The organism is Tenacibaculum profundi, from assembly GCF_052050075.1.
Lineage (GTDB): Bacteria > Bacteroidota > Bacteroidia > Flavobacteriales > Flavobacteriaceae > Polaribacter.
The window spans coordinates 1,890,347-1,913,270 of sequence record NZ_CP197225.1; the positions used below are offsets into that span (position 1 = coordinate 1,890,347).

The following is a 22,924-nucleotide window of genomic DNA, read 5'->3' on the forward strand; positions in this document are numbered from 1 at the left end:
AGTCTAACTTGCATCAGACTACTTTTATAGCTTTTTTAATAAACTTATTTTAAAAGACTATAAAGGAATTGTTCCTTGTGTAATAGGCCAACTTTGAGACCATATTGGATAACCCCATGTAAAATTTAAACCTGGAATACCAAAAAGTCCGGCTCTTGCATATGCGTTCATTCCCGCTTCAAATCCTGCAAAATAATTAATAAAGCTAAGCCTATTTGAGTCAACATAATAAGTTCCATTCACATAAAAGCCTGCGTTGGCACCAATTCCAACACCCAAAAGCCCATAAAACGATGTATTAAAAGCCCCATTTAATGCTACTGACGAGTTAAAACCAACAGTTGCTGACAAAGGCTTAAATTTAAAATTTAAATTATGCGCTTCATGAATATAATTCCATCCACGACCTCTATTATAATGAATCCCCTCTCTTAAAATTACAGACCCCTGAACGCCTGTTGAAATACTAGCATTCACTGAACCATTAGCATCTAAAGAAATATTAACAGAATTAGTTATAACTACTGGAACCCATCCTATCCAAAAAGTAACTGGTGGCAACGGAATTTGAGCTAATGGAATACTATGCCCAAATAAAGGAACTGAATGACTCCATGTCAAATCAAGATTAGCAATTTTTCTACTAGTCACAATAGATCTAAATTCTTGTAAATGCCACCAATGAAAACGAACACCAAAATCTAATGAAGGTTGCACTGTGAAACTTCCATTCGCACGGATTTGATCATGGGTTGTCTTATGATTCCCATCAGCATCAAAAATTACTCTATTCAAAGAAATAGTAAAACTTCCAAGATTTCTACCTTTCTCTGAAGAAGTCTTATAAGAAACTAAATCTCCCTTATCAGTCTTCAAAGACTTTTTAAGCTTCAAGTTATCATAGTTATAAATTACATCAAGATTACCATCTGGCATTAAATCCGTAACCTCAGCAATCTCTGTTTCTACAACTACTTTATCACCTTCTTCATAAATGGATTTTATTTTTCTCAAAAAACCATTTGGTGCTACTGCTAGTTGTCCTGCTACAAGATACTCTTGACTCTTTAAGTTTAAGCTATTATCTTTCTTAAACACAATTTTATTTTCTTCCACACTCACAATCGACTCTGATAAGCTACTCTGTTTATCAAAGACAATTGTTACATCTCTTTTATCTTCATTTTGTGAAAGGTTTTGATTAATTAAGTCTCCTGACGTATCATCGCTACATGAAACTAACAGAAGAATAAAGGTTGTAAGTGTAAACAACAATTTCTTCATAATTGAACATTTTAAAATTTGTTAAATTTAACAAAAAATTAACAAACAAACGTTCGATTTTGTATTTATAACGATCTTAAACCCTAAAAAACAGCTATTTAACCCCTAAAAAACACGTTTTATCGATTTTATTAACATAAATAATTTAAATTATTTTAGAACAACTCCTTGTTTAAAGTAATATTTTCTAATTTCTTTCATTCTATTACTCACATTGCGTGTTAGCTCAACCTTACTTAACTTAAATTTACGGAAATATTCTTTGTAATATCTATACGCTTTCTTTTTATCCTTATTATATATAATATCATTGAGCACAGCTATCTTATAAAGCGCTTTATAATTCTTTTTATTACCCTCAAATGATATCCTATAGCTATTTAATGCTTTCTTGTATTTTTTTAATTTTTCATATGCTTCTCCTTCTTTAAGATACTCTACACTCCGAGAATCTTTTGCTATTTGAGTAGCCATGTAATAATTTAACCTCGCTTTATCATATTGTTCTTCATCAAAATACATATCACCGAAATAGGTATATATTTTGTAATCATTTTTTTCTATAGATAAAGCCTTTTCAAAATAATCCCGTGCGCTTTTGAAATCCTTTAATTTATAATAACATCGGGCAATCATTTTATTTGTATAATGTTGATTAGGTTGTAAAGAATCGATTTTCATTAATAATTTTAAAGACTCATCGTATTTCTTCTCCCTAAAAAGCTCATTTATTTTAAGACGATTTAAATCAATATCTTCTGGTCGTAATTCTAGTCCCTTATCAATATAAAAAACAAGTGAGTCTTTAGCTTTAATTCCGGCAAAATACATAGCCAATTCTTTAATAGCGTAAAAATGTTCCTTGTCTTTAAAAAAAGCTTCTTTATAATATTTAATAGCTTTTATATATTTCGCTAATACCTCATAGGCTCTTGCCTTGTAAAACGAGTAATTAGCATTTTCATCATCTGTCAAAACAAGAAAATTCAGCAACACCAAAGCTTTTTCCGCTTTACCTACTTTTATATATAATTTAGCTAAATCATAAGCAATAAATTGATTTCCTTTATCATTTTCTAAAATTTGTTCTTCAAGAAAAATTGCTTTTTCATACTTCTTTTGTTTTTTATATAGTTTTATAAGCTTAACCCTTACTTTATATTCTTCCTTAAGAGTAAGTGCTTTTTCCAAAAAACTAATAGCTCTCTCATTATCATCAAATACCTCACTTAATTCAGCTAACTTTTCATACTTTAAAAATGTATTTTTTTGATTTTCAAGAAATAACTTCACCTTTTTAAATCTTCCGATACTCACTAAACTATCAATCGAATTAAATGTCAAAGTTTGACCTTTGACCTTTAAAATAATCAAAACAAATACAACAAATATTTTTTTTTTCATCATTCTTTATGTTCTTGAATTTTACTTTTCAATACTAAAAGTTATAGGTAAGGTATAACCAACAATAACCTTTTCCCCCAATTCATTCTCACCAGGAGTTATATTGGGCAGCTTTTCTATAACCCTACGTGTATAATCTCTCAATTTTTTATTTGGTGCTCTTGTTTCTATATCTATAATTTTACCGGTTGTAGCTATTTTAAAAATAGCATAGATTCTTTTCTTACCAGGTGGTAAATCAGTACTCAAACTTCGAAGGCTATTCATATCAAAATTTTTTGCAATAAAATCTGACATTTTAGAATTGAAACATGCTTTGGTCGCATCCTCATAACATCCTGGAAAAATCGGTCCTTTATGAACTAACTTATAAGGGGCTACTTTTGGAGTTACGGAATTAGTTACTCTTTGTGTTTTCTCAACCTCTTTCTCTTTATTTCTCTCATTAATAATTTTCATCAAAATATTTTCAGCTGTTTCATCATCAGCTTTAGCAGTACTTATTGAAGCGTATAAAATCATTGCTACTAGAGTTGGAAATATCAATAAATATTTGAAGTTGTTAACTTTTTTAGATTGTTTTTTCTTAATCATAATAATTCGTTTTTTGATTAAAGAATGTTTGTAGAATTGATTAATAAATGGAATACATTCAACCTGAAATACTTCTGACAATAAATTATTAATATAATTAACTCTTCCTGTTTCTTCTACCACATTAGCATCAGCTATGTATTCATGCAAAACCATTACTCTTTGTTTGTATATTAGTAATAAAGGGTTAAACCACATTAGCACCTGAAGCACCTCTATAATTAACAAATCAATGCTATGATTTTGTTTTACATGAATTAGTTCATGTTTAATAATCTGCTCTTTTTTGAATCCTTCGATTTTTTCACTTATGAAAATGTATTTAAAAAAAGAAAATGCTCTTAATCCATTATTTAAAAACACCAAATTATATTCAGATTCTTTTTTAATTCGGTTACTCAAGATTAACCTTGAAATCTGAATTAATTTTAACGTAAAAATTACAAACGAAATTGAAGCACCGATAACAAATATTATTTTAAAGTTGTACAACGAATCATACCAAAATGTTTTTTCAATTACACCTTGAGGTGATAAAACAATTTCTGGTAACTGAATAATATAATTCTTTACAATTTCATTTGACACTACAGAAAAATCAATTTTTGGTATAAAAAAAGACAACAACAAAGTGATTATTAAATACCCTCTATTCTGTTTAAAAAAAGTTTCCTTACTCAGGAATAAGTCATAAAATAATATGAATAGCCCCTGAAACAATATTACTTGGATAATGTAATTGATCATAGCTTATCATTTTTATTAATTTCTTTCATTATACTCTCGAGTTCATTGACATCCAATTTATTCTCTTTCATAAAAAAAGAAACCATACTTCTAAAAGAACCTTCAAAATACCCATTCATTAACTTATGTAGACTCTGATTACTATAATCACTTTTTTCTATTAATGGAAAGTAAACGTACCCTCTACCTTTTGATTTGTGTCCAACAAAGTTTTTTGTCTCCAAAATTCTAATGATTGTAGAAACTGTGTTATAGGCTGGCTTAGGTGACTCTAATTTTTCAATAACTTCTTTGACAGAAGCTTCAGATAAACTCCATAAAACTTTCATTATTTGCTCTTCCCCTTTTGTTAATTGCTTATTCATCATATTCTTATTATCAAACATTTACAAATATAACTATAAAATTAGTTTAAACTAATTTTATAGTTATATGTAACAAATTTTAACATTTTTAGTCTATTGTTTATGTAATCATAACAACTAAAAAATAATCTATGGATTTATTTTTACTAACCATTGCCTTTATTTTTTCCTGCTTGGGAATTATAGGCTCTTTTTTGCCTATTCTACCCGGTCCACTAACAGGTTGGTTTGGCTTATGGATTCTTCATATAACAGAGGCTGTCCCTATGAATGTGATATTTTTGTTGACAACATTTATTATCGCTCTAATTATTTTTGTTTTAGACTATTTTATCCCTGCTATTGGCACAAAGAAATTTGGTGGCACAAAGTTTGGCATATACGGGACAACCATTGGATTAATAATTGGAATGATTATTCCTGTTCCTTTTGGAATAATTATAGGTGCTCTTTTAGGCGCGTTCATTGGTGAACTTATTTATAATCAAAATATTAAAAGAGTTTTAAAAGCTTCATTTGGAGCTTTTGTCGGTTTTATAGTATCAATTACTCTTAAATTCATTGTAGCATTTACTTATTTTACTATTTTTTTAATAAAGTTATGGGAACACAGAGAAGGTTTATTTTAATTTTTTATTAATCCAATAAACTTTATGTAGCACTAAATAGCGTCAAAAAAAAAGCAACCCATTTCAGGGAAGCTTTCCATTGGTAACAAAACCACGGTGCCTTAAAGCACCTTAACAACACAACTAAATACTGCCTTTTTAACAAGACAGCCTGCAAATATATAAATTAAAATTAAACTAAAAAAAAAACAAACCCTAAAAACTGATTCAACACCACATTGAATAATAAGTAATAGATTGTATCTTTGTAGCTTTAAATTTTAAAACGTAAAAAACAAAGCAATGCAATTATCAGAACAAGAAGTTGTACGAAGAGAAAAGCTTAGCAAACTGAAAGAGCTCGGCATTAATCCATACCCAGCAGATTTATTTCCCTTAGACACAAATTCAAAGGAAATTAAAGCTGATTTCAAAGAAGGTAAAAAGGTAATTATTGCTGGTAGATTAATGTCTCGTCGTATTCAAGGAAAAGCTTCTTTTGCTGAATTGCAAGATAGTTATGGAAGGATACAAGTTTACTTTAATAGAGATGAAATTTGTACAGGAGAAGATAAAGCATTATACAATGACATATATAAGAAATTATTAGATATTGGTGACTTCATAGGAGTTGAAGGAGAATTATTCGTAACACAAGTTGGAGAGCCTACTGTGCTAGTCAAAAATTTCACCTTACTAAGTAAATCATTAAAACCGTTACCGTTACCAAAAGTAGATTCTGAAGGCAATACTTACGATGGTTTTACAGATCCAGAGCTTCGTTATCGTCAACGTTATGCAGATTTGGTAGTGAACCCTCACGTAAAAGAAGTTTTTGTTAAGCGAACAAAATTATTTTCAGCCATGCGTCAATTTTTCAACGACGCTGGTTATTTCGAGGTAGAAACCCCTATTTTACAGCCAATTCCAGGAGGTGCTGCAGCCAGACCTTTTACAACACACCACAATGCTCTTGACATACCTTTGTACATGCGTATAGCAAACGAATTGTATTTAAAACGTTTAATTGTTGGAGGTTTTGATGGTGTATATGAATTTTCTAAAAACTTCAGAAATGAAGGCATGGATAGAACACACAATCCAGAATTTACTGCCATGGAAATTTACGTGGCGTATAAAGATTACAACTGGATGATGGAGTTTACAGAAAAACTTCTCGAACACTGTGCTATAGCTGTTAATGGAACAACTAAAGCAACTTTTGGAGATCATGAAGTTGACTTTAAGGCACCATATAAAAGGGTTACAATGGCCGCGTCGATTAAACATTTTACAGGGTTTGATATTACTGGAAAAACTGAAGATCAAATAAGAATAGCTGCTGAAGGAATGGGAATAGAGGTAAACGAAACTATGGGTAAAGGAAAGCTAATTGATGAAATTTTTGGAGAAAAATGCGAAGGCAACTATGTTCAGCCAACTTTTATAACCGATTATCCTAAAGAAATGTCTCCTCTTTGTAAAGAGCATCGCGATAATCCAGAACTGACAGAACGTTTTGAACTAATGGTCTGCGGTAAAGAAATTGCCAATGCTTACTCAGAATTAAATGACCCTATAGATCAACGTGAACGCTTTGAAGCACAATTAAAATTAGCTGAAAGAGGCGATGATGAAGCGGGTGAATTTATTGATCAGGACTTTTTAAGAGCACTAGAATACGGAATGCCACCTACATCTGGTTTGGGAATTGGTATTGATCGCTTAATCATGTTCTTAACAAATAATCAATCTATTCAAGAGGTTCTCTTTTTTCCACAAATGAAACCAGAAAAAAAAGCTCCTACTATTGAATTAAATGATGATGAACGATCTGTTTTAGAAATCATTACAAAAGCTACAAAAATTGATCTTAATGACTTAAAATCCAAAAGTGGTTTAAGTAATAAAAAATGGGATAAGACTATTAAAGGTTTAACAAAAAATAAACTTGCTAAAGTTGAAAAAACAGAGCAAGGGTTATTTGTTGAAGCAATTTAAAATATAAAAAAGGCTGTTTTTTGACAGCCTTTTTTTATGACCTATTTTTAGTACTATTAATAATTTAATTTAAGCAATAGCGCTTTACCCAAATCACTTCATGCTATTTTTTAAAAAATAATTTTCATTAGATAGTAAATCTATTAATAATTCAAAAATTGCTTTTCAAAATAAAAATCATATTCGAAATCAAGAATACTTTATTCTTCCTAAATTTAAAATTAAACATATAACTTTTCTATTATATAGATACATAATAGAATTCAATGAAAAAACAACTTCAAAGTTATAAACTGTATGTAACCTATTAGAGAAAATAATCTATCAATAAATAAAATTTATAAAACTTATTTTTTTTAGTTAGGATTACTAACTATATTTGTCTCGTAAAATAAATTTTAAACTTAAAGAAACACTTATGAAAGTATCAGTCTACGACACATATGTTCCTAAAGGAAACAGCATAATAATGCATTTTGACATCATTGTTAAGGATAATGAATCTATTGAAAACGTATACGCCTATGGTAAAGACTACCTAAATAACAAAGGTCTTCCAAACTATAAACTCTCTACAAATGAATGTAAATTTTGTCATATGGAAAAAGCTCCTGATGATGTTGAAAAACAAATATTGGACAAGGGATATTATATAATCGAAATGGAAAATTGTAATTAATTCAAAATTTAACTATGCTTAAAGAACAATGGTTACCAAGCTTAATTACCAATTCACCAGAAGAAGGCTTTGAATTAGCGATTAAACTCTCACGTATGGGTGTTAAATATACCCAACCCGATATCGAAATTTTAAAAAAAAGTCGTCCTAATTATGCTAATGATGCAAAAGGGTTAACTATGGCTTCTCAAGTTGTGGCTTTAAATTTTCAGACAGTCGCTGCAGCCAATAATTATTGGAAATAAAGTAGCTTATTACTCATAACAAATGAATTATTTATAGATATGAAAAAATTAAATTTACATTATGGTAAAATCATCCAAGGAAATTTTAATTTAAATAAAATCAATTTTCTATTTATTTTTCAAGTCAATTGTCCTGGGTGTTTCATTTACGGAATACCCATTGTTAATAAACTCTATGAAAAATTTAAAGATAAAGTTAGTTTTATTGGAATATCAACAGCCTTTGAAGATTTCAATTATAATACAGCAATAAATACAAAAAAATTAATCGAACAAGGTGAAACAATTGGAGAAACTCGAAAAGTACTCAAACAACATGGCTTTGATAACTATCCACATCCCATAAATTTTCCTGTTGCATTTGACAAAATAGTTGACGAAAATTTTAATTTTAATGAGGCGGCCTCAATCATTTGTAAACTTCATCCTGAATTTAACCTTTGGCCTGAATTTGAAAAGAAAACATTACACAGCAAGGTATATAACTATCTAAAAAGTTTAGATAGTTTAGCTTTAACCTTTGTTCTTAACCAATTTAAAGGAACCCCCACTATGGTAATCTTTAATGATTCTTATGAAATTCTTTTTTCTCAATTTGGGCATGTAAATTATGATGAAGTTGAATCAAAACTTATTTCATTGATCACTAAATTCACATAACTGTTTTTACTTTTTTTTAGAATTCTAAAAATTAAAAAATATTATTACGCACATTCTTTCTTAAAAAAGTTGATCGTAGAGATTCATTTATTTAGCTTTGACTTATGAATGAATCAATTTCTCTTTGGGGTGTAGCACTCAGAAAATTCATAAAAAACAGATTAGGTCTCTTATGCTTAATCTACATCATAACCTGTGCTTTAATTTCAATATTTTGCTATTTTCTAACTCCCGATAACAGTAATAATGCTAACAAAATGCATTTAGAAATTCATTCGAAGCCACCAGGTTTTAATTGTCTAATGCTTACAATACCTTCTCATAAAAAAACTAAAACCAACTTTTTTGAAACACTTTTTCAAGGAAAAGCAAAAATAGACCCGGAAATACCAATTAGATCATATGCTATAGAAAATAATCATTTAAAAATTGGTAAATATCCAGAAGGGATGAGCAAGTTATACCCTCTTGAAATTTTCAAAAATGAACCTAGAAAATTCATAAAGAATAAAACATTTTGGCTTGGAACTGATAAGTATGGGCGTGATTTGTTAAGTAGGCTTCTCATTGGTACAAGAATATCTTTCTCTATAGGATTTGTAGCTGTGTTTATCTCATTAATCATAGGAATTCCTATTGGAGCAATTGCCGGGTATTTTGGAGGTAAAATAGACACCCTAATTATGCTCATAATTAATATTACTTGGTCTATTCCAACCTTACTTCTTGTTATTGCGATAACATTAGTACTTGGCAAAGGTTTTTGGCAAGTATTCATTGCCGTCGGATTGACTATGTGGGTAGAAATAGCTCGCATCGTAAGAGGCCAAGTAATTAGTTGTAAAGAAGAGCAATATATTGAGGCTGCAAAAGCTTTAGGGTACTCAGATTTCAGAATTATTTTTAAGCATATTATTCCTAATATATTTGCTCCAATAATTGTTATTTCAGCAGCAAACTTTGCGTCAGCTATACTCATTGAAAGTGGCCTAAGCTTTCTTGGAATAGGTGCCCAACCGCCAATTCCTTCATGGGGATCTATGATAAAAAATCACTACAATTATATCATCTTAGGAAAACCTTTTTTAGCAATTGTGCCTGGAATTGCCATAATGTGTTTGGTAATGTCTTTTATGCTTTTAGGTAATGTACTAAGAGATGTTTTAGATGTTAAATCATAAAAAACAAGGACCTATAGCATACAAATAACAACACTTTAAAATTTTCAAACGTCTTTTTATAGAATTTAATTAATTTCGTTCAAAATACGATTACAATGAACTTTGAAGTAAACTTTGTTACCAAATGGGCTGACTTCGATGCCAATATTCATATGCGTCATACGGCCTATAACGATTATGCAGCAGAATGTAGGTTACGCTTTTTTAAGAAGCAGAATATAACCGTACATGATTTCACTAAAGAACAAATTGGCCCTATTCTATTTGAGGAAAACACAAAATTTTTAAAAGAAATTCATTTAGGAGAAGATATAACGGTTAATTTAAAATTACTTGGCTTATCAAAAAATGCTGAAAGATGGAAAATTCAACATGAAGTTTTCAATAACAACAAAGAACTTTCAGCTATTATAAATGTATATGGCGCTTGGTTAGACTTAGCTAAGAGAAAATTAACAATTCCCCCAATCAAATTCCTCTCAATATTTAATAAAGTTGAAAAAACAGAAAATTTTGAAGAAATTTTAATCAAACCATCATGACAACATCAAGAAAAATAAAAGTCTTTGTATTATTAGTTGGTTTTGCTGTAAGTTTTTGGCTCAATAAATCAGAAAAAAACAAACAAAATAAAGTAGAGCATACTTTGTCTAAAAGCAAAAAGTTGCAAAACTTTAATTACCTTCCTACCTCAACAACAGGCGTTATTATTCATCATGAAAATTATCAGTTATCATATAACGAAAATCATGAACAAGCTGAATGGGTTGCTTATTCATTGAGAGGTGAAGATGTTGTTAAAATAAACCATAAACGACCTTTTTTCATTAGAGACCCAAAAGTTAAAAGTAAATCAGCAGATTGGAGAAACTATAAAAGATCAGGGTACGATAGAGGTCATTTATGTCCTGCCGGCGACAGAAGATTTTCTAAAAAGGCGCATGATGAAACTTTTTACACCTCTAACATTTCACCTCAAAAACATAAGTTTAATGCTGGTATTTGGAACAAACTAGAACAAAAAACCAGGTATTGGGCAAAGAAATATGATCAGTTATATGTTGTTACTGGGGGAATTTTAAATAATAATTTAAAAACTATAGGAAAAGAAAACGTAAGTATTCCAAAAGAATTTTACAAGATTATTTTAGATTACTCCGAACCTGAAATTAAAGCAATCGCATTTTTAATGCCTCACGAAGAAAGTACTGAACCCCTTTATGAATTTGTTACTTCTATTGACGAAATAGAAAAGAAAACAGGGATCGACTTTTTCCCTTCTTTACCGAATGATTTAGAGAATCGTTTAGAAAAATCAACGCAGTATAAAAACTGGAGTTTTAGATAAAATAAAAGCATAAAAAAACCGAGCTTAATGCTCGGTTTTCATACTTTATGCTACTCATTAAAAATTATATCCTGTCCAAGCAAAAACCGAAATATCAGCTCCCCCAGTTGTAGCTTCTGTAACATTAATTGTTGCTCCACCAGAAGTAGTATTCTTAATATCACTAGAATCTAAACCATTTGCAGGGTTTACATTTGCTGTTATACTCGTAGTATCGTTTGCATCACCTTTTGAATCTTTTAAATCGATAACATCTGAAAATATTGCTCCAGTCCCTAAAGCTAAATAAGCATTGGTAATGTTTGCAGCTGCTCCTCTTCTAATTTTGATTGCATCAGATAAACCAATTGCTTCTCCATTGGAATTTACCATTTCTGCATTATTTATGATGGTCAATCCGTTTATTATAAAATTAGATTGGTTAATATCAGAAGGGGTGATTCCATCTAAATTCCCATCAGCTTCGATCCCACGAGGATCATCTGTTACCGCAGTAAAACCATTTTCTCTAACTCCATATAAATTTGTACAAGTACCTACATAACCTTGTGTAAAATCAAACATATCATCTTTAGCATTTACAACTAAAATATTTGTTGCATCTACTGTACCTCCAAAAAATTCAATGGCATCGTCATCACCGTTTAAAATAGCGATGTTAGAAATAGTTGTTCCTGAACCAACTCCATTTAAAGTCAATCCATTATGCTCTGCATTATTATCAATTCTAGCTCCCGTATATTCAATTTTTACGTAATTTAAAACTCCAGAATTATCATTGGCTATAGCCCCCCCATACATAACAGCTGTATTAACCTCTGATGCTGAATTACTTTCAGCACCGTTTTGTCTACTTAATGGTGCTTTACCATTTAAGATAATACCTCCCCAATCACCAGATTGAGGATTTGTTGCGTTTGAGGTAAACACAATGGGGTTTGACTCTGTACCATTCGCAATAATTTTACCCCCTTTTTCTACTAAAAGATATACATCAGTTCCTCCTGCCAAGGCTTTAACTCTTACTCCTGGATCAATAGTTAGAGTAGCGCCATCTTTAACCAATAAAGCTCCCGTCAAAGTATAATCAAATCCAGACTGTAATTTTAAATCAGTAGTTAAGTTTCCTGCTAAATTTTGAGTAGTTACTGGCTCAATTGGATTTACTCCTGAAATTTCATCATCATTATCTAATGAACATGAAGCAAAGAATAAAGATGAGAATGCTATCGTTGATAAAATAATTTTTTTCATTTTATTTATATTATTATTTTGTTTTAGTCTCTGCAAATTTGCATTACTAATATTTCTTTATTTATACTTAATCTTTAATGAATCGCTATGATTTTAGGCTTACGATTAAAAATCATAAGAAAAACCTAAACTTATATTTACTCCTTTTTTATAATTTCTTAACACTACACTATTCTTGTTCACAGAACCATCCCTACTTGTTTGAAATTCAGGATTCAGCAAGTTCATTAATTTCAATTTCAAGCTATATTTCTTTGCTAATCTTAATGAAGAAACAATATCTAAGGTTGGAATTCCTTTCTCTATTATATTTTCAAAACCTCTGGTTCCAATAGAATATACTCTATCACTGAAATAATTTAAAACAATTGACGAGGTAAACTCACTATTCTCGTACTTCTTGGTAAAAGCTAAATCCGCATTTAATAAAAACGGAGTAGCACCTTCTAACTCACTAGAACTTTGTTGAAATTGTGCTATTGAATTAGAATTTAAATTAACTCTAGAATATAAATACGATGCATTTAAACCTCCCTTTAATTGATAATCCTTTTCTTTATTATCAACAAGTTTTTTTCTTGCCTCCAATTCAACCCCGTATACATAGGCATCTTTTCCTACATTTAAATAAGTTAAGGTATTTCCTGCACTAGAAATTTCACTTCTAGCAATTGGATTTTTAATCAATTTATAAAACCCTGTTAAAGAAATTAATTCACCAGAAGATATATAATGCTCATATTTTAAATCTATATTATAATTATCTGATGGCTTTAAGTTTGGATCTCCTTGACTTGCAAAGTTTATATCTTGGTATTTAAAAGGCGCTATTTCCTTGAATTGAGGATAGGTATAAGTTTGACTTACTGCCAATCTAAAAATATTATCATCATTAAAACTATACTTTACATTGAAACTAGGTAATATATACGTTTTATCTATTTCAGATGGACCATCCACTTCACTTCTCGCTATATTCGTATCATAGGTAACTCTCTGAGCAGCTCTTTCAAATTTAACCCCACCAGAAAGAATTAACTTTTCACCTAGTTGATAAACTACATTTGAAAAAGCACCACTTACTAAACGCTTTCCTCTATAGGTAAATGGTATAAATGTTTTCAAATCATCATTACGCCTACCTCTAGCGGTCCAAAATCCAAATACATTATTATCAACAGACTGTTGATTAAAGATGGCATCTGGATTATTGACATCAACTCCTACATCAAAACCAGAGAAATTATGATTAAAAATTGTTGCCGCAAACAAACGCTCTGTATATCGATAATCTACCCCGAGATCGAATACGTTTTTATCCTCCTCGTTTGAACTTAATTTATAACTCAATATTGCTTTTGTTGCATAATCATTCTCTTGAAGTTTTGAAAAATACCTTTCATTATACCCAGCACTACCCGGATTTGGAACCGTTTGACCATTTCGTGTCAAATAATTATTAGTTCTTCTATCAGGTTCATTTCCTCTAACAAAGTTTAAAGCTCCTTTCCCTTCTATAGTCAATCGATCATTAAATTTATACTTAGCCAATAATTGATTTACATACAATTCGTTATTATTAGTTTGCTGTCTACGGCGAAAAACTAAATCACCTTCTTCTTGTGGGTCATCTTTCCCATAGTAATCACCCACACTCTGCTTGTTATTATGAATAAATAAATGATTATATGCTAAATCTAATCCATTTCCTGATTTATACTTTAAATTCCCCATAAGTAACTGAGAAGTATTATAAGTATATTCAGAGAAATCCATATCTCTAAAAGGCTCCGCTACCCCATCATTGGTATTTTGTTTGATATTTCCTTCTATAAAATTGTAAGCTCCGCTAAATCCTCCAACAAAGAAATAACTTAAAGTTCCCTCTTCTCCAACGGAATACTTTTTCCCATAATTAAAAGAAAATGAATTATTCAATTGAAAGTTTTGAGTTTTTGGTTTGAAAGAATTACTAAATGAATATGTATTAAGGTCAGTTATCTCATGATTTAACTTCTGAATACCTAACCTATTTGTTCCATCAATAGTTTGAAAATTTTTCTTTACCAAAGTTTGCGAGTTACCACTTAATGAAACTCCTAAGTTCGCTACTCTCTTTTTACGTAAATCCTTAGAGACAATATCAATATTTGCACCGCCAACATCACCATTGATATCAGAAGAGAACACCTTATTTATTCCAACACTTTGAATAATACTTGTATCAAAAAAGCTTAATGATATATTTTTATATTCAGGATCTTCAGATGGTAATGGTAATCCATTTAATGTTGTAGAGTTATATCTATCACCTAAGCCTCTTACTACAACATTCTTAGCACCTTTTGATACCCCTGCTGTTTTAGTAACTGCAGCTGCTGCATTTGAAACTCCTTTTTTTGAAAGTTCTTGAGCTCCGATGCTTGTTTTAATAGACACAGCTTTTTTCTGTTCTAATATTAAAGCGCTTTCTTTCTCTCTACTTACTGAAGCATTAATTTTAACCTCTTCTAATTGTACGCCTTGGTTAGCACCCAAAAGTTGGTCTACAATGACCGTTTGTCCCTCTTTAACAAATACCGTTTTCTCTACCGTTTCATATCCTACAAAACTAAATACGATAGTTTGAGCTCCTGCTGGCACATTAATAGCGTATTTTCCGTCAATATCAGTTGTACCTCCAATAGAAGTTCCTTTAATAAAAACATTAGCAAAAGGTAAAGACTCTCCTCCCATTTCTTTGTCGGTAACCACCCCTGCAATAGTTCCTTTACCTTGCGAAAAGACCAAATTACATAAACCTATAAAGGCTATGAACAACATTTTTTTCATCACTAACTTTGAATTCTGTTTACTTATGTCGCAAAATTCAGTCTAAGCTGTAAACCTAATGTTAGCTGTAAATTATTGTTCCATTATTAGAATGTTTTTTTAATGTTAAGAGAAGTCTTCAGTGTTACCTTATCATTAATTTCTTATCAAATAAATATATTATTTTACTTCTAAATACCTCTTCAACACCCATAAAAATTGCTTTGCCGACATATAACTATCAATTTGTTCATCAATAATATTATTTTCGCCTAAAAATACAGTGGTCGGATATGTAATCCCTTTATTTGTAGAGGCTAACACTTCTGCTAACTCATGTATTCCTGAAGAAGAAGTTTGTTTTTTGTACTCGAATAGATGTTTCATATACCTTACCGGTCTTTTTAATTCAGCATCGAGTGACACGAAGTAGAAATACTCATTTAATAGTCTTGTAACCTCTGGATTAGCAAAAGTTTTTTCTCGCATAGCGTAGCAAAATTTACACCAAGAAGTATGGATAAACACAACTATTGGTTTTTGCTTTTGTTTTTGAAGCTCTTCTATTTCTTCAAATGTGTATTCAACAACCTCAACACCATTTGTTTGGGAGCACAAATGGTGTGAAATTATTAGAAGTAATATGACTAAAATATATTTCAATTAAAATATTTTATATCGCAATCCAAGAAACATTCGTATTCCCTGATTTGATGCGTAAACGTAAGTGGTATCAAAATCATCTGCAAAAGGATCATCTGCACTCCATATACCATTTGCAACAGGAGTAAAATCTAATAGATTTTTTACCCCTCCGAAAACCTCAAAGTTATTCGTAAACTTCTTAGATAATTGAATATTTTGAATGCTGTACCATGGAGATTTTGGCGCTCTTGGATCATTTTCCAGCAAAGGTAAATCCATCGGACCATAAATATTTCCTGTATAATCAACCTTCATATCTAAACTAGGTAAATGATATGAAATACTCCAAGTACCACTAAAACTCTCTGTTAATACTTGTCTTTCGGTAACTCCGTTTTCTGTAACTGAAACATCCATTAAAGTTGCCCCAGCCAAAATTGACAAACCATTTTGCCAAGTAATATCTGTGCTTAGTGAAATTCCTTTTGAAACAGAATTACCACTTAGGTTCCCGTAGATAATTTTATTTGTGTCTGTTTCGTAATCAGGAATTATTTTATTCTCAAAATAAGTATAAAAAGTACTTGCATCGAGATTAATTATACCCCCATTATCCGTTGTAAACCTCTTAACATAGTTAACATTAGCATTCCAAGAGGTTTCGGGTTTTAACTCATCTTCAAAAAAAACTTCTCTATTACCTGTTAAAGCAGCGTGTTCTTCTGTAAAAATATTAGCGACTCTAAACCCGTTCCCCATACTAATTCTTATAACGTCCTTATTATTCTCCGAATTCCACTTATAGTTAATCCTTGGTGAAAAAATCCCTCCATGTATGCTATTATAATCATACCTAGCTCCAAGTAGAAGTTTATTATTTGGTGCTAAAGTGATTTCATCTTGAATAAAAACACCTGGTAAGTGTGTAATTGAAGGATCATTGTTTAAATCATTCCCTGTAGCAGTGGTATTATCGTCATAATAAGTATATCTGTAAGTTGCTCCAAAAAGTAAATTATGATTTTTACCTAACGAAGTATCCCATAGAAGCTGTCCAAACCCTATGTATTGATCCGCCTGATAAAGCGCATTTCCATAAAAGGAGTTTTGAGAATGTCCATTAGCACTAAATTGTAAACTCAATTTTTCGCTTGTCGGTAAGTCATATGTTCCAAATGTCTCCCATCTACTAGTATAAATACTTTCCCCATAAATTTCGTCCCCTCCTCTAAAAGCTGGAGTCCAATCCATTTCTCCTCCCCATCTATCTTCATAAACATAGCGTCCTGCAACGGTAAAAATCTTATTATTTTTTCTTGGAAAAGAAAGCTTATTAAATATTGAGATACGATCCTGTAATGTTAAATCTGTAAACCCATCTTTATTATTATCAATGGGGTTTTGATAATTGAAATAATTAACACCAAGTAATCCTTGTGCTCTACCCAGATTGTATTTAAATCCTAAATCTGCATTTATTTCTCCCCAAGAACTACCAAAAGACTCTAGTGTAAGCTTTGGTGCAGCCTTTGATGTTTTTGTAATGATATTGATAACACCTCCAACTGCCTCTGAACCATACAATGTTGAAGCAGGTCCTTTTACAATTTCAACTCTTTCTATCAAAGACTGGGGTAAGCCAGTTAACCCATAAACGGTTGACAAACCACTAACAATTGGCATTCCGTCAATCAAAACAAAAGTATAAGGCCCCTCCAATCCATTTATATGGATATCTCCTGTATTACAAACACTACAGTTAACCTGTGGTCTAATACCGTTCACATTTGCTAAAGACTCAAAAACGGACGGTGTAGGGTTTTTTCTGAAAAAAACAGGTGAATAGACTTCCACAGGAACAGGACTATCTAATTTTTTTACAGGTTTCATTGTTCCAGAAATAACTACTTCATCTAAAGACGAGTTTACTTCGACTAGTTGAAAGTTTATGTTTAAAGTTTTCTTACCATCCAAAAACACTCTTTTTGTGATAGTATTAAACCCAACTGAAGATACTTCCATTTTAAACTTTCCTTTCAGGTCTGTTTTTAAAGAGTAAATTCCTTCATTATCAGAAACTGTTCCTGTACGGGTCCCTTTAATAATAATACTTGCCATTTCTAATGGCTTACCGTTAAATGTTACCTTCCCCCTCAATATATTTTGAGATAAAAGAATATGCGTACTACAGAAGAAAAGTAGTACAATGAAATATTTCATTCTATTTTGTTTTTATTTTTGTGCAAATTTAAAATATTTTTTAGACATACCTAAAAATATGTTTATATAAAACAAAATTTATATATTTGCAGACTCTTACAAATTTCATGTTTAGTCAATCAGAAGAAAATTATATAAAAACCATATTTCACTTAGGAGGTACTTCTTCTAAAGGAATAAGTACTAATTCTATTGCTAAAAAACTCAAGACCAAAGCGTCTTCTGTCACCGATATGGTGAAAAAACTTTCCGAAAAAAACGTTGTTATTTATAAAAAATACCAGGGAGTAAGTTTAACAGATCTAGGTAAAAAGACTGCTACGAATATTATAAGAAAACATCGGCTTTGGGAAGTTTTTTTAGTTGACAAATTAAATTTTTCATGGGATGAAGTACACGAGGTAGCTGAACAATTAGAGCACATTAAGTCTTCCAAATTAATTGATGAACTCGATGCTTTTTTAGAATACCCAACAAAAGACCCGCATGGTGATCCTATACCAGATAAAGAGGGAAACTTAAGTATTGTAGAAAAAAAACTATTATCTACACTTAAAATCAGTGAAAAAGGTATTTGTATTGGCGTTAAAGATAGTTCAACTGAGTTCCTTAAATTTTTAAACAAGCACGAAATTGCACTTGGAAAGGAAATTCAAATCACCGAACAAGAACCTTTTGACGGGTCATTTACTATCAGAATGGATGATAAAACCCTCAATATTTCAAATAAAATTGCTGACAATTTATACATTCAGCAAACGCATAAACAAGAATAAATATATTAAAAAACATTATGGGCTCATTTGATCAAATAGTTGCTTTTTGTCAAGAACATCCAATACAAGGTGCACTCTACGCATCTCTATTTACTTGGGGGTTGACTGGACTTGGTGCAAGTTTAGTTTTTTTCTTTAAAAACCTAAACCGTGCTGTACTGGACGGCATGCTTGGTTTTACAGGTGGAGTTATGGTCGCTGCGAGTTTTTGGAGCTTACTTTCACCTGCTATTGATAATAGTCCTGGCGAGGGGTTTATTAAAGTAATACCCTCTGCAATAGGATTTGCACTTGGTGCCATGGCATTGTTTGGAATGGACAAATGGCTTCCACATCTTCACCTAAATTTTAAGGATAATGAAGCTGAGGGAGTTAAAACTAACTGGCATAAAACAACCTTACTAGTATTAGCAATCACACTTCATAACATTCCTGAAGGTTTAGCTGTTGGCGTCTTATTTGGAGCCGCTTCAACCTTAGTGGGGGCAGAACAAACCGAAATGATTATAGCTGCTATCTCTTTAGCTATTGGTATTGGAATACAAAACTTTCCAGAAGGATTTGCTGTAGCAATGCCCCTTAGACGACAAGGCATAAGTAGGCGAAAAAGCTTTTGGTATGGACAGCTTTCTGCAATTGTTGAACCTTTTGCTGCTGTCTTAGGTGCTGTTGCTGTATCATTTTTTACTCCAATCTTACCTTACGCACTAGCATTTGCTGCAGGAGCTATGATTTTTGTGGTAGTTGAAGAAGTTATCCCCGAAACCCAAAGAGATAAATATACAGACATTGCTACTTTAGGGTTTATAGGAGGTTTTATTGTTATGATGGCACTTGATGTAGGTCTCGGATAAAAAGATTTTACTCTAAAAAACATAAAAATATTTTTAGGAAGATTTGATTTCGTATGTTTTTTTAGGCATAAAATTTTAATTTGCGATAAATTATAAGCCTGTGAGTCATTCCTCCACTTTTCAAATATACAATGCCTCTGCTGGAAGTGGTAAAACCTTTACATTAGTAAAGGAATATCTAAAAATACTACTAACCGCTAAAGACGTTTTTCTTTTTCAAAAAATTCTTGCTATAACATTCACCAATAAAGCTGCTGGTGAAATGAAAGAAAGGGTTTTAAATAATCTTCAAAGTTTTGCAGAAAAAGAAGAAAGCGTCATTTTGACTTTAATATTGGATGAAACTAACTTAGATAGACAAACTATTCAGAAACGAAGTGAAAAAATTATTGATGCTATCTTACAAAACTATGCTAGCTTTTCTATTACCACCATTGATAGTTTTACTCATAAAATAATTAAGAGTTTTGCCTTTGACCTCGGACTTAGTCTTAATTTCGAAGTTGAAATGGATGCCGTTTCTCTATTAAGTGAAGCAGTTGATGTTTTAGTTTCAAAAATTGGTAATAATAGGGATATTACACGGTTATTAATTCATTTTTCTCTAAGTAAAACGGATGAAGACAAATCTTGGGACATTTCTAAAGAGTTAAACGATATTGCCAAAATACTTTTAAACGAAGATGACGCCAAACACGTGAACTTGTTAGCCTCGAAAAAGCTAAATGATTTCGATAATATACAGAATAAAGTATCCAAAAATAAAAGTGAATTACTTGAAGAAATAAAAAGTAAAGGAAAAACAGCTTTAAATATTATAGAAAATGCAGGACTTGAGGTAAAAGATTTTTCAAGAGGTACTTTCCCTAAATTCCTTAAAGACTTAAGCGAGTTTACTTCTTCTTTCGATTTCAAAAAAAGAAGTGAAACGATTGACAAAGCAATAGAAAATCATAACTTTTATACAAAAACAGCTAAACCAGAAATCAAGAACTCTATTGAAGGAATTTTACCAGACTTGATCACTATATTTGATCAAAGCAAAGAAATCTATGGTCAGCTAATACTGTGTGAATTAGCACTAAAAAGTTTAATTCCGCTAGCTGTATTAAATAATATTAATACCGAACTAAATACTATAAAAGAGGACAATAATATTCGCTTGAACGCTGAATTTAATCAATTAATCGCGAATAATATTAAAAACCAACCTAGCCCTTTTATTTATGAACGTATTGGTCAACGTTTTATGCACTACTTCATTGATGAAATGCAGGATACTTCAACTTTACAATGGAAAAACTTAATACCTTTAATAGATAATGCTCTGGCTCAAGAAAATAGTAATCTTTTACTCGTAGGTGATGGAAAACAAGCTATATATCGATGGAGAGGTGGTAAAGCGGAACAATTCATCAACTTAGGTTCTAGTGATAAAAATTCGGCAAACCCTTTTCAGATAACTAAAACAGCTAAAACACTTGAAATAAACTATAGAAGTTTTAGTGAAATTATCAATTTCAATAATAATTTTTTCCAACATTCTGCTGCATTCCTTCAAAACAAAAGTTACGAGCAATTATTTATTGATGGAAATAAGCAACTAGAAAATAACAGAAAAGGCGGTTATGTAACTTTAACTTTTTTAGAAAAAGAAAAAGATAGAGAAATTGAATCTTTGCAATATCCGAATAAGGTTCTTGAAAAAATTAAAGAAGTACAATCTCAATTCAGATTAGATGAGATATGTATTTTGGTAAGAAAAAAAAGTGACGGTATTGCAATTGCAAATTATCTGTCTGAAAATTTAATTCCAATCGTTTCTTCAGAAACACTATTACTTAAAAGTAATACCAAAGTCAGCTTTATTATTAATATGCTTCAGGTATTACAAAACCCCACTGACAAAGAAACATTAATTAATGTTCTATACTTTCTGCACAGTCATTTAAATGTTCAGGAAAAGAAACATTCCTTTATCATAAAGCATATCAAACTTAACAATCATGATTTGTTCGATAGCTTGGCTTACTACAGTACATCATTTAATCTTAATGATTTTAATCTTCTTCCATTTTATGAAAAAATAGAAAGTATCATTCGAGGGTTTCATTTAACCAATTCTTCCGATGCCTATTTACAGTTTTTCCTAGATGTTATTTTAGAACAGCAAAGAAAAAATACAGACATTCAAAGTTTTTTAGATTATTGGGATCGTAAAAAGGAAAACCTTAGTATCGTGGCTCCGGAAAGTGCAGGTGCAGTTCAAATAATGACAATACATAAATCAAAAGGACTAGAATTTCCCGTTGTAATTTTTCCTTGTGATTTGGATATTTACCAACAAATAAACCCTAAAACCTGGCTGGATCAGTTACCTAAAAACTACACCCCTTTTAATGAACTGTTACTTCCATTTAATAAAGATTTAAACTTTATTAGTAATCGAGGAAAAGAAATTTATAAACAGCAAAGAGAAGAACTAGAATTAGACAATTTTAATCTTCTTTATGTAGCCCTTACGCGCCCTATTGAACAACTACATATAATTACTAATAAAAAAATTTCGAAAAACATTGAAAACACAAACTATTACTCTGGAATTTTCATCAATTATTTAAAGAAAACGAACAACTGGAATAATGACAAATTAAACTATGCTTTTGGTGATGTTCAGCGCAAAAGTAAATTGACCAACATTGAAAATAAAACAAAAACCCAAGACAGTTTTATTTCTTCTCCTTGGCAAGATCATAATATTTATATGCTTGCCAGTGCTTCAAAACTATGGGATACAAAACAAGAAGAGGCCATTGAATACGGAAACCTAATTCATGAAATGATGTCTAAAATAATTTCTGAAGAAGATATTACAAAAGTCATTGATGAATATACCAATCAGGGAATTATTCAAAAAAAAAATATAAAATTAATTCAGCGTATCATTATAAATATTGTTAAACATCCTCTTTTAGAAGAGTTTTTCAAAAAAAACATTACTGTCTTTAATGAACGAGAAATAGTAACAATCGATAATCAAATTATCATTCCTGACAGGTTAGTTATCAATGGTAGTGATGCTGTCGTAATTGATTATAAAACAGGAAAACATTCTTCACAGCATCATCAACAAATATTAAAATATGCAAATACCATAGGAGAAATGAATCTTAAAATTCAAAAGAAACTACTGGTATATATTGGAAAAGAAATTTTGGTCAGAGAAGTCTAACCTCCTAAATTTGACT

The 22,924-nt window shown here is 30.9% G+C and carries 19 protein-coding genes; 11 read left to right on the forward strand and 8 right to left on the reverse strand.

Features of this window, described 5'->3' with window-relative positions:
• Window positions 1–57 precede the first annotated feature (57 nt).
• The 4 genes from ACSIGE_RS07710 to ACSIGE_RS07725 form a co-directional block, all read right to left on the reverse strand.
• Window positions 58–1,284 (reverse strand): hypothetical protein, encoded by a 1,227-nt coding sequence (locus ACSIGE_RS07710; protein WP_440882167.1) that lies wholly within the window; start codon window positions 1,282–1,284, stop codon window positions 58–60.
• 150 nt (window positions 1,285–1,434) lie between these two features.
• The gene (locus ACSIGE_RS07715; RefSeq protein ID WP_440879295.1) at window positions 1,435–2,688 is read right to left on the reverse strand and encodes a tetratricopeptide repeat protein; all 1,254 of its coding nucleotides are present in this window, start codon (window positions 2,686–2,688) and stop codon (window positions 1,435–1,437) included.
• A gap of 21 nt (window positions 2,689–2,709) precedes the next feature.
• Window positions 2,710–4,029 (reverse strand): M56 family metallopeptidase, encoded by a 1,320-nt coding sequence (locus ACSIGE_RS07720; RefSeq protein WP_440879296.1) that lies wholly within the window; start codon window positions 4,027–4,029, stop codon window positions 2,710–2,712.
• Window positions 4,026–4,394: a BlaI/MecI/CopY family transcriptional regulator gene (locus ACSIGE_RS07725; RefSeq protein WP_440879297.1), complete on the reverse strand. Its 369-nt coding sequence runs from the start codon at window positions 4,392–4,394 to the stop codon at window positions 4,026–4,028. Before ACSIGE_RS07725 ends, ACSIGE_RS07720 begins: the two co-directional genes overlap by 4 nt.
• A gap of 131 nt (window positions 4,395–4,525) precedes the next feature.
• Here ACSIGE_RS07725 and ACSIGE_RS07730 point away from each other — a divergent pair, with 131 nt between their 5' ends.
• From ACSIGE_RS07730 to ACSIGE_RS07765, 8 genes are all read left to right on the forward strand, one after another.
• Window positions 4,526–5,023 (forward strand): DUF456 domain-containing protein, encoded by a 498-nt coding sequence (locus ACSIGE_RS07730; protein WP_440879298.1) that lies wholly within the window; start codon window positions 4,526–4,528, stop codon window positions 5,021–5,023.
• 282 nt (window positions 5,024–5,305) lie between these two features.
• On the forward strand, window positions 5,306–7,003 hold the full coding sequence (gene lysS / locus ACSIGE_RS07735) for a lysine--tRNA ligase (protein ID WP_440879299.1): 1,698 nt from the start codon (window positions 5,306–5,308) through the stop codon (window positions 7,001–7,003).
• A 418-nt stretch (window positions 7,004–7,421) separates the two neighbouring features.
• Complete coding sequence (locus ACSIGE_RS07740) at window positions 7,422–7,682, forward strand: DUF2024 family protein (RefSeq protein WP_440879300.1); 261 nt, start codon at window positions 7,422–7,424, stop codon at window positions 7,680–7,682.
• 14 nt (window positions 7,683–7,696) lie between these two features.
• A complete protein-coding gene (locus tag ACSIGE_RS07745; RefSeq protein ID WP_440879301.1) occupies window positions 7,697–7,927 on the forward strand; it encodes a hexameric tyrosine-coordinated heme protein in 231 nt (76 codons plus the stop codon).
• A gap of 39 nt (window positions 7,928–7,966) precedes the next feature.
• Window positions 7,967–8,587: a hypothetical protein gene (locus ACSIGE_RS07750; protein WP_440879302.1), complete on the forward strand. Its 621-nt coding sequence runs from the start codon at window positions 7,967–7,969 to the stop codon at window positions 8,585–8,587.
• Window positions 8,588–8,691: 104 nt separating this feature from the next.
• Entirely contained in the window at window positions 8,692–9,768 is a 1,077-nt protein-coding gene (locus ACSIGE_RS07755; protein ID WP_440879303.1) for an ABC transporter permease, read from the forward strand.
• Between the two features lie 95 nt (window positions 9,769–9,863).
• Complete coding sequence (locus ACSIGE_RS07760; protein WP_440879304.1) at window positions 9,864–10,310, forward strand: acyl-CoA thioesterase; 447 nt, start codon at window positions 9,864–9,866, stop codon at window positions 10,308–10,310.
• Window positions 10,307–11,116, forward strand: a complete 810-nt coding sequence (locus tag ACSIGE_RS07765; RefSeq protein WP_440879305.1) for a DNA/RNA non-specific endonuclease — start codon at window positions 10,307–10,309, stop codon at window positions 11,114–11,116. The genes ACSIGE_RS07760 and ACSIGE_RS07765 overlap by 4 nt, the downstream gene beginning before the upstream one ends.
• 57 nt (window positions 11,117–11,173) lie before the next feature.
• Here ACSIGE_RS07765 and ACSIGE_RS07770 read toward each other — a convergent pair whose 3' ends face one another.
• The 4 genes from ACSIGE_RS07770 to ACSIGE_RS07785 all read right to left on the reverse strand — a co-directional run bounded on the left by ACSIGE_RS07770 (window position 11,174) and on the right by ACSIGE_RS07785 (window position 18,046).
• Entirely contained in the window at window positions 11,174–12,370 is a 1,197-nt protein-coding gene (locus ACSIGE_RS07770; RefSeq protein ID WP_440879306.1) for a hypothetical protein, read from the reverse strand.
• Between the two features lie 105 nt (window positions 12,371–12,475).
• Window positions 12,476–15,202, reverse strand: coding sequence for a TonB-dependent receptor domain-containing protein (locus tag ACSIGE_RS07775; protein ID WP_440879307.1), 2,727 nt, complete (start codon window positions 15,200–15,202; stop codon window positions 12,476–12,478).
• A gap of 159 nt (window positions 15,203–15,361) precedes the next feature.
• Window positions 15,362–15,844 (reverse strand): thioredoxin family protein, encoded by a 483-nt coding sequence (locus ACSIGE_RS07780; protein ID WP_440879308.1) that lies wholly within the window; start codon window positions 15,842–15,844, stop codon window positions 15,362–15,364.
• Entirely contained in the window at window positions 15,845–18,046 is a 2,202-nt protein-coding gene (locus ACSIGE_RS07785) for a TonB-dependent receptor (RefSeq protein WP_440879309.1), read from the reverse strand.
• Between the two features lie 107 nt (window positions 18,047–18,153).
• On the opposite strand from ACSIGE_RS07785, the gene ACSIGE_RS07790 reads away from it, so the two are divergent.
• From ACSIGE_RS07790 to ACSIGE_RS07800, 3 genes are all read left to right on the forward strand, one after another.
• Window positions 18,154–18,822, forward strand: a complete 669-nt coding sequence (locus ACSIGE_RS07790) for a metal-dependent transcriptional regulator (protein WP_440882194.1) — start codon at window positions 18,154–18,156, stop codon at window positions 18,820–18,822.
• 17 nt (window positions 18,823–18,839) lie between these two features.
• On the forward strand, window positions 18,840–19,676 hold the full coding sequence (locus ACSIGE_RS07795) for a ZIP family metal transporter (RefSeq protein ID WP_440879310.1): 837 nt from the start codon (window positions 18,840–18,842) through the stop codon (window positions 19,674–19,676).
• A 100-nt stretch (window positions 19,677–19,776) separates the two neighbouring features.
• Window positions 19,777–22,908, forward strand: coding sequence for a UvrD-helicase domain-containing protein (locus ACSIGE_RS07800; RefSeq protein ID WP_440879311.1), 3,132 nt, complete (start codon window positions 19,777–19,779; stop codon window positions 22,906–22,908).
• Window positions 22,909–22,924 lie beyond the last annotated feature (16 nt).

Bases quoted from the DNA above. Each gene is read 5' to 3' on its own strand.
- ACSIGE_RS07710 (WP_440882167.1), bottom strand. From the start codon at position 1,284: ATGAAGAAATTGTTGTTTACACTTACAACCTTTATTCTTCTGTTAGTT.
- ACSIGE_RS07715 (WP_440879295.1), bottom strand. From the start codon at position 2,688: ATGAAAAAAAAAATATTTGTTGTATTTGTTTTGATTATTTTAAAGGTC.
- ACSIGE_RS07720 (WP_440879296.1), bottom strand. From the start codon at position 4,029: ATGATCAATTACATTATCCAAGTAATATTGTTTCAGGGGCTATTCATA.
- ACSIGE_RS07725 (WP_440879297.1), bottom strand. From the start codon at position 4,394: ATGAATAAGCAATTAACAAAAGGGGAAGAGCAAATAATGAAAGTTTTA.
- ACSIGE_RS07730 (WP_440879298.1), top strand. From the start codon at position 4,526: ATGGATTTATTTTTACTAACCATTGCCTTTATTTTTTCCTGCTTGGGA.
- lysS (WP_440879299.1), top strand. From the start codon at position 5,306: ATGCAATTATCAGAACAAGAAGTTGTACGAAGAGAAAAGCTTAGCAAA.
- ACSIGE_RS07740 (WP_440879300.1), top strand. From the start codon at position 7,422: ATGAAAGTATCAGTCTACGACACATATGTTCCTAAAGGAAACAGCATA.
- ACSIGE_RS07745 (WP_440879301.1), top strand. From the start codon at position 7,697: ATGCTTAAAGAACAATGGTTACCAAGCTTAATTACCAATTCACCAGAA.
- ACSIGE_RS07750 (WP_440879302.1), top strand. From the start codon at position 7,967: ATGAAAAAATTAAATTTACATTATGGTAAAATCATCCAAGGAAATTTT.
- ACSIGE_RS07755 (WP_440879303.1), top strand. From the start codon at position 8,692: ATGAATGAATCAATTTCTCTTTGGGGTGTAGCACTCAGAAAATTCATA.
- ACSIGE_RS07760 (WP_440879304.1), top strand. From the start codon at position 9,864: ATGAACTTTGAAGTAAACTTTGTTACCAAATGGGCTGACTTCGATGCC.
- ACSIGE_RS07765 (WP_440879305.1), top strand. From the start codon at position 10,307: ATGACAACATCAAGAAAAATAAAAGTCTTTGTATTATTAGTTGGTTTT.
- ACSIGE_RS07770 (WP_440879306.1), bottom strand. From the start codon at position 12,370: ATGAAAAAAATTATTTTATCAACGATAGCATTCTCATCTTTATTCTTT.
- ACSIGE_RS07775 (WP_440879307.1), bottom strand. From the start codon at position 15,202: ATGAAAAAAATGTTGTTCATAGCCTTTATAGGTTTATGTAATTTGGTC.
- ACSIGE_RS07785 (WP_440879309.1), bottom strand. From the start codon at position 18,046: ATGAAATATTTCATTGTACTACTTTTCTTCTGTAGTACGCATATTCTT.
- ACSIGE_RS07790 (WP_440882194.1), top strand. From the start codon at position 18,154: ATGTTTAGTCAATCAGAAGAAAATTATATAAAAACCATATTTCACTTA.
- ACSIGE_RS07795 (WP_440879310.1), top strand. From the start codon at position 18,840: ATGGGCTCATTTGATCAAATAGTTGCTTTTTGTCAAGAACATCCAATA.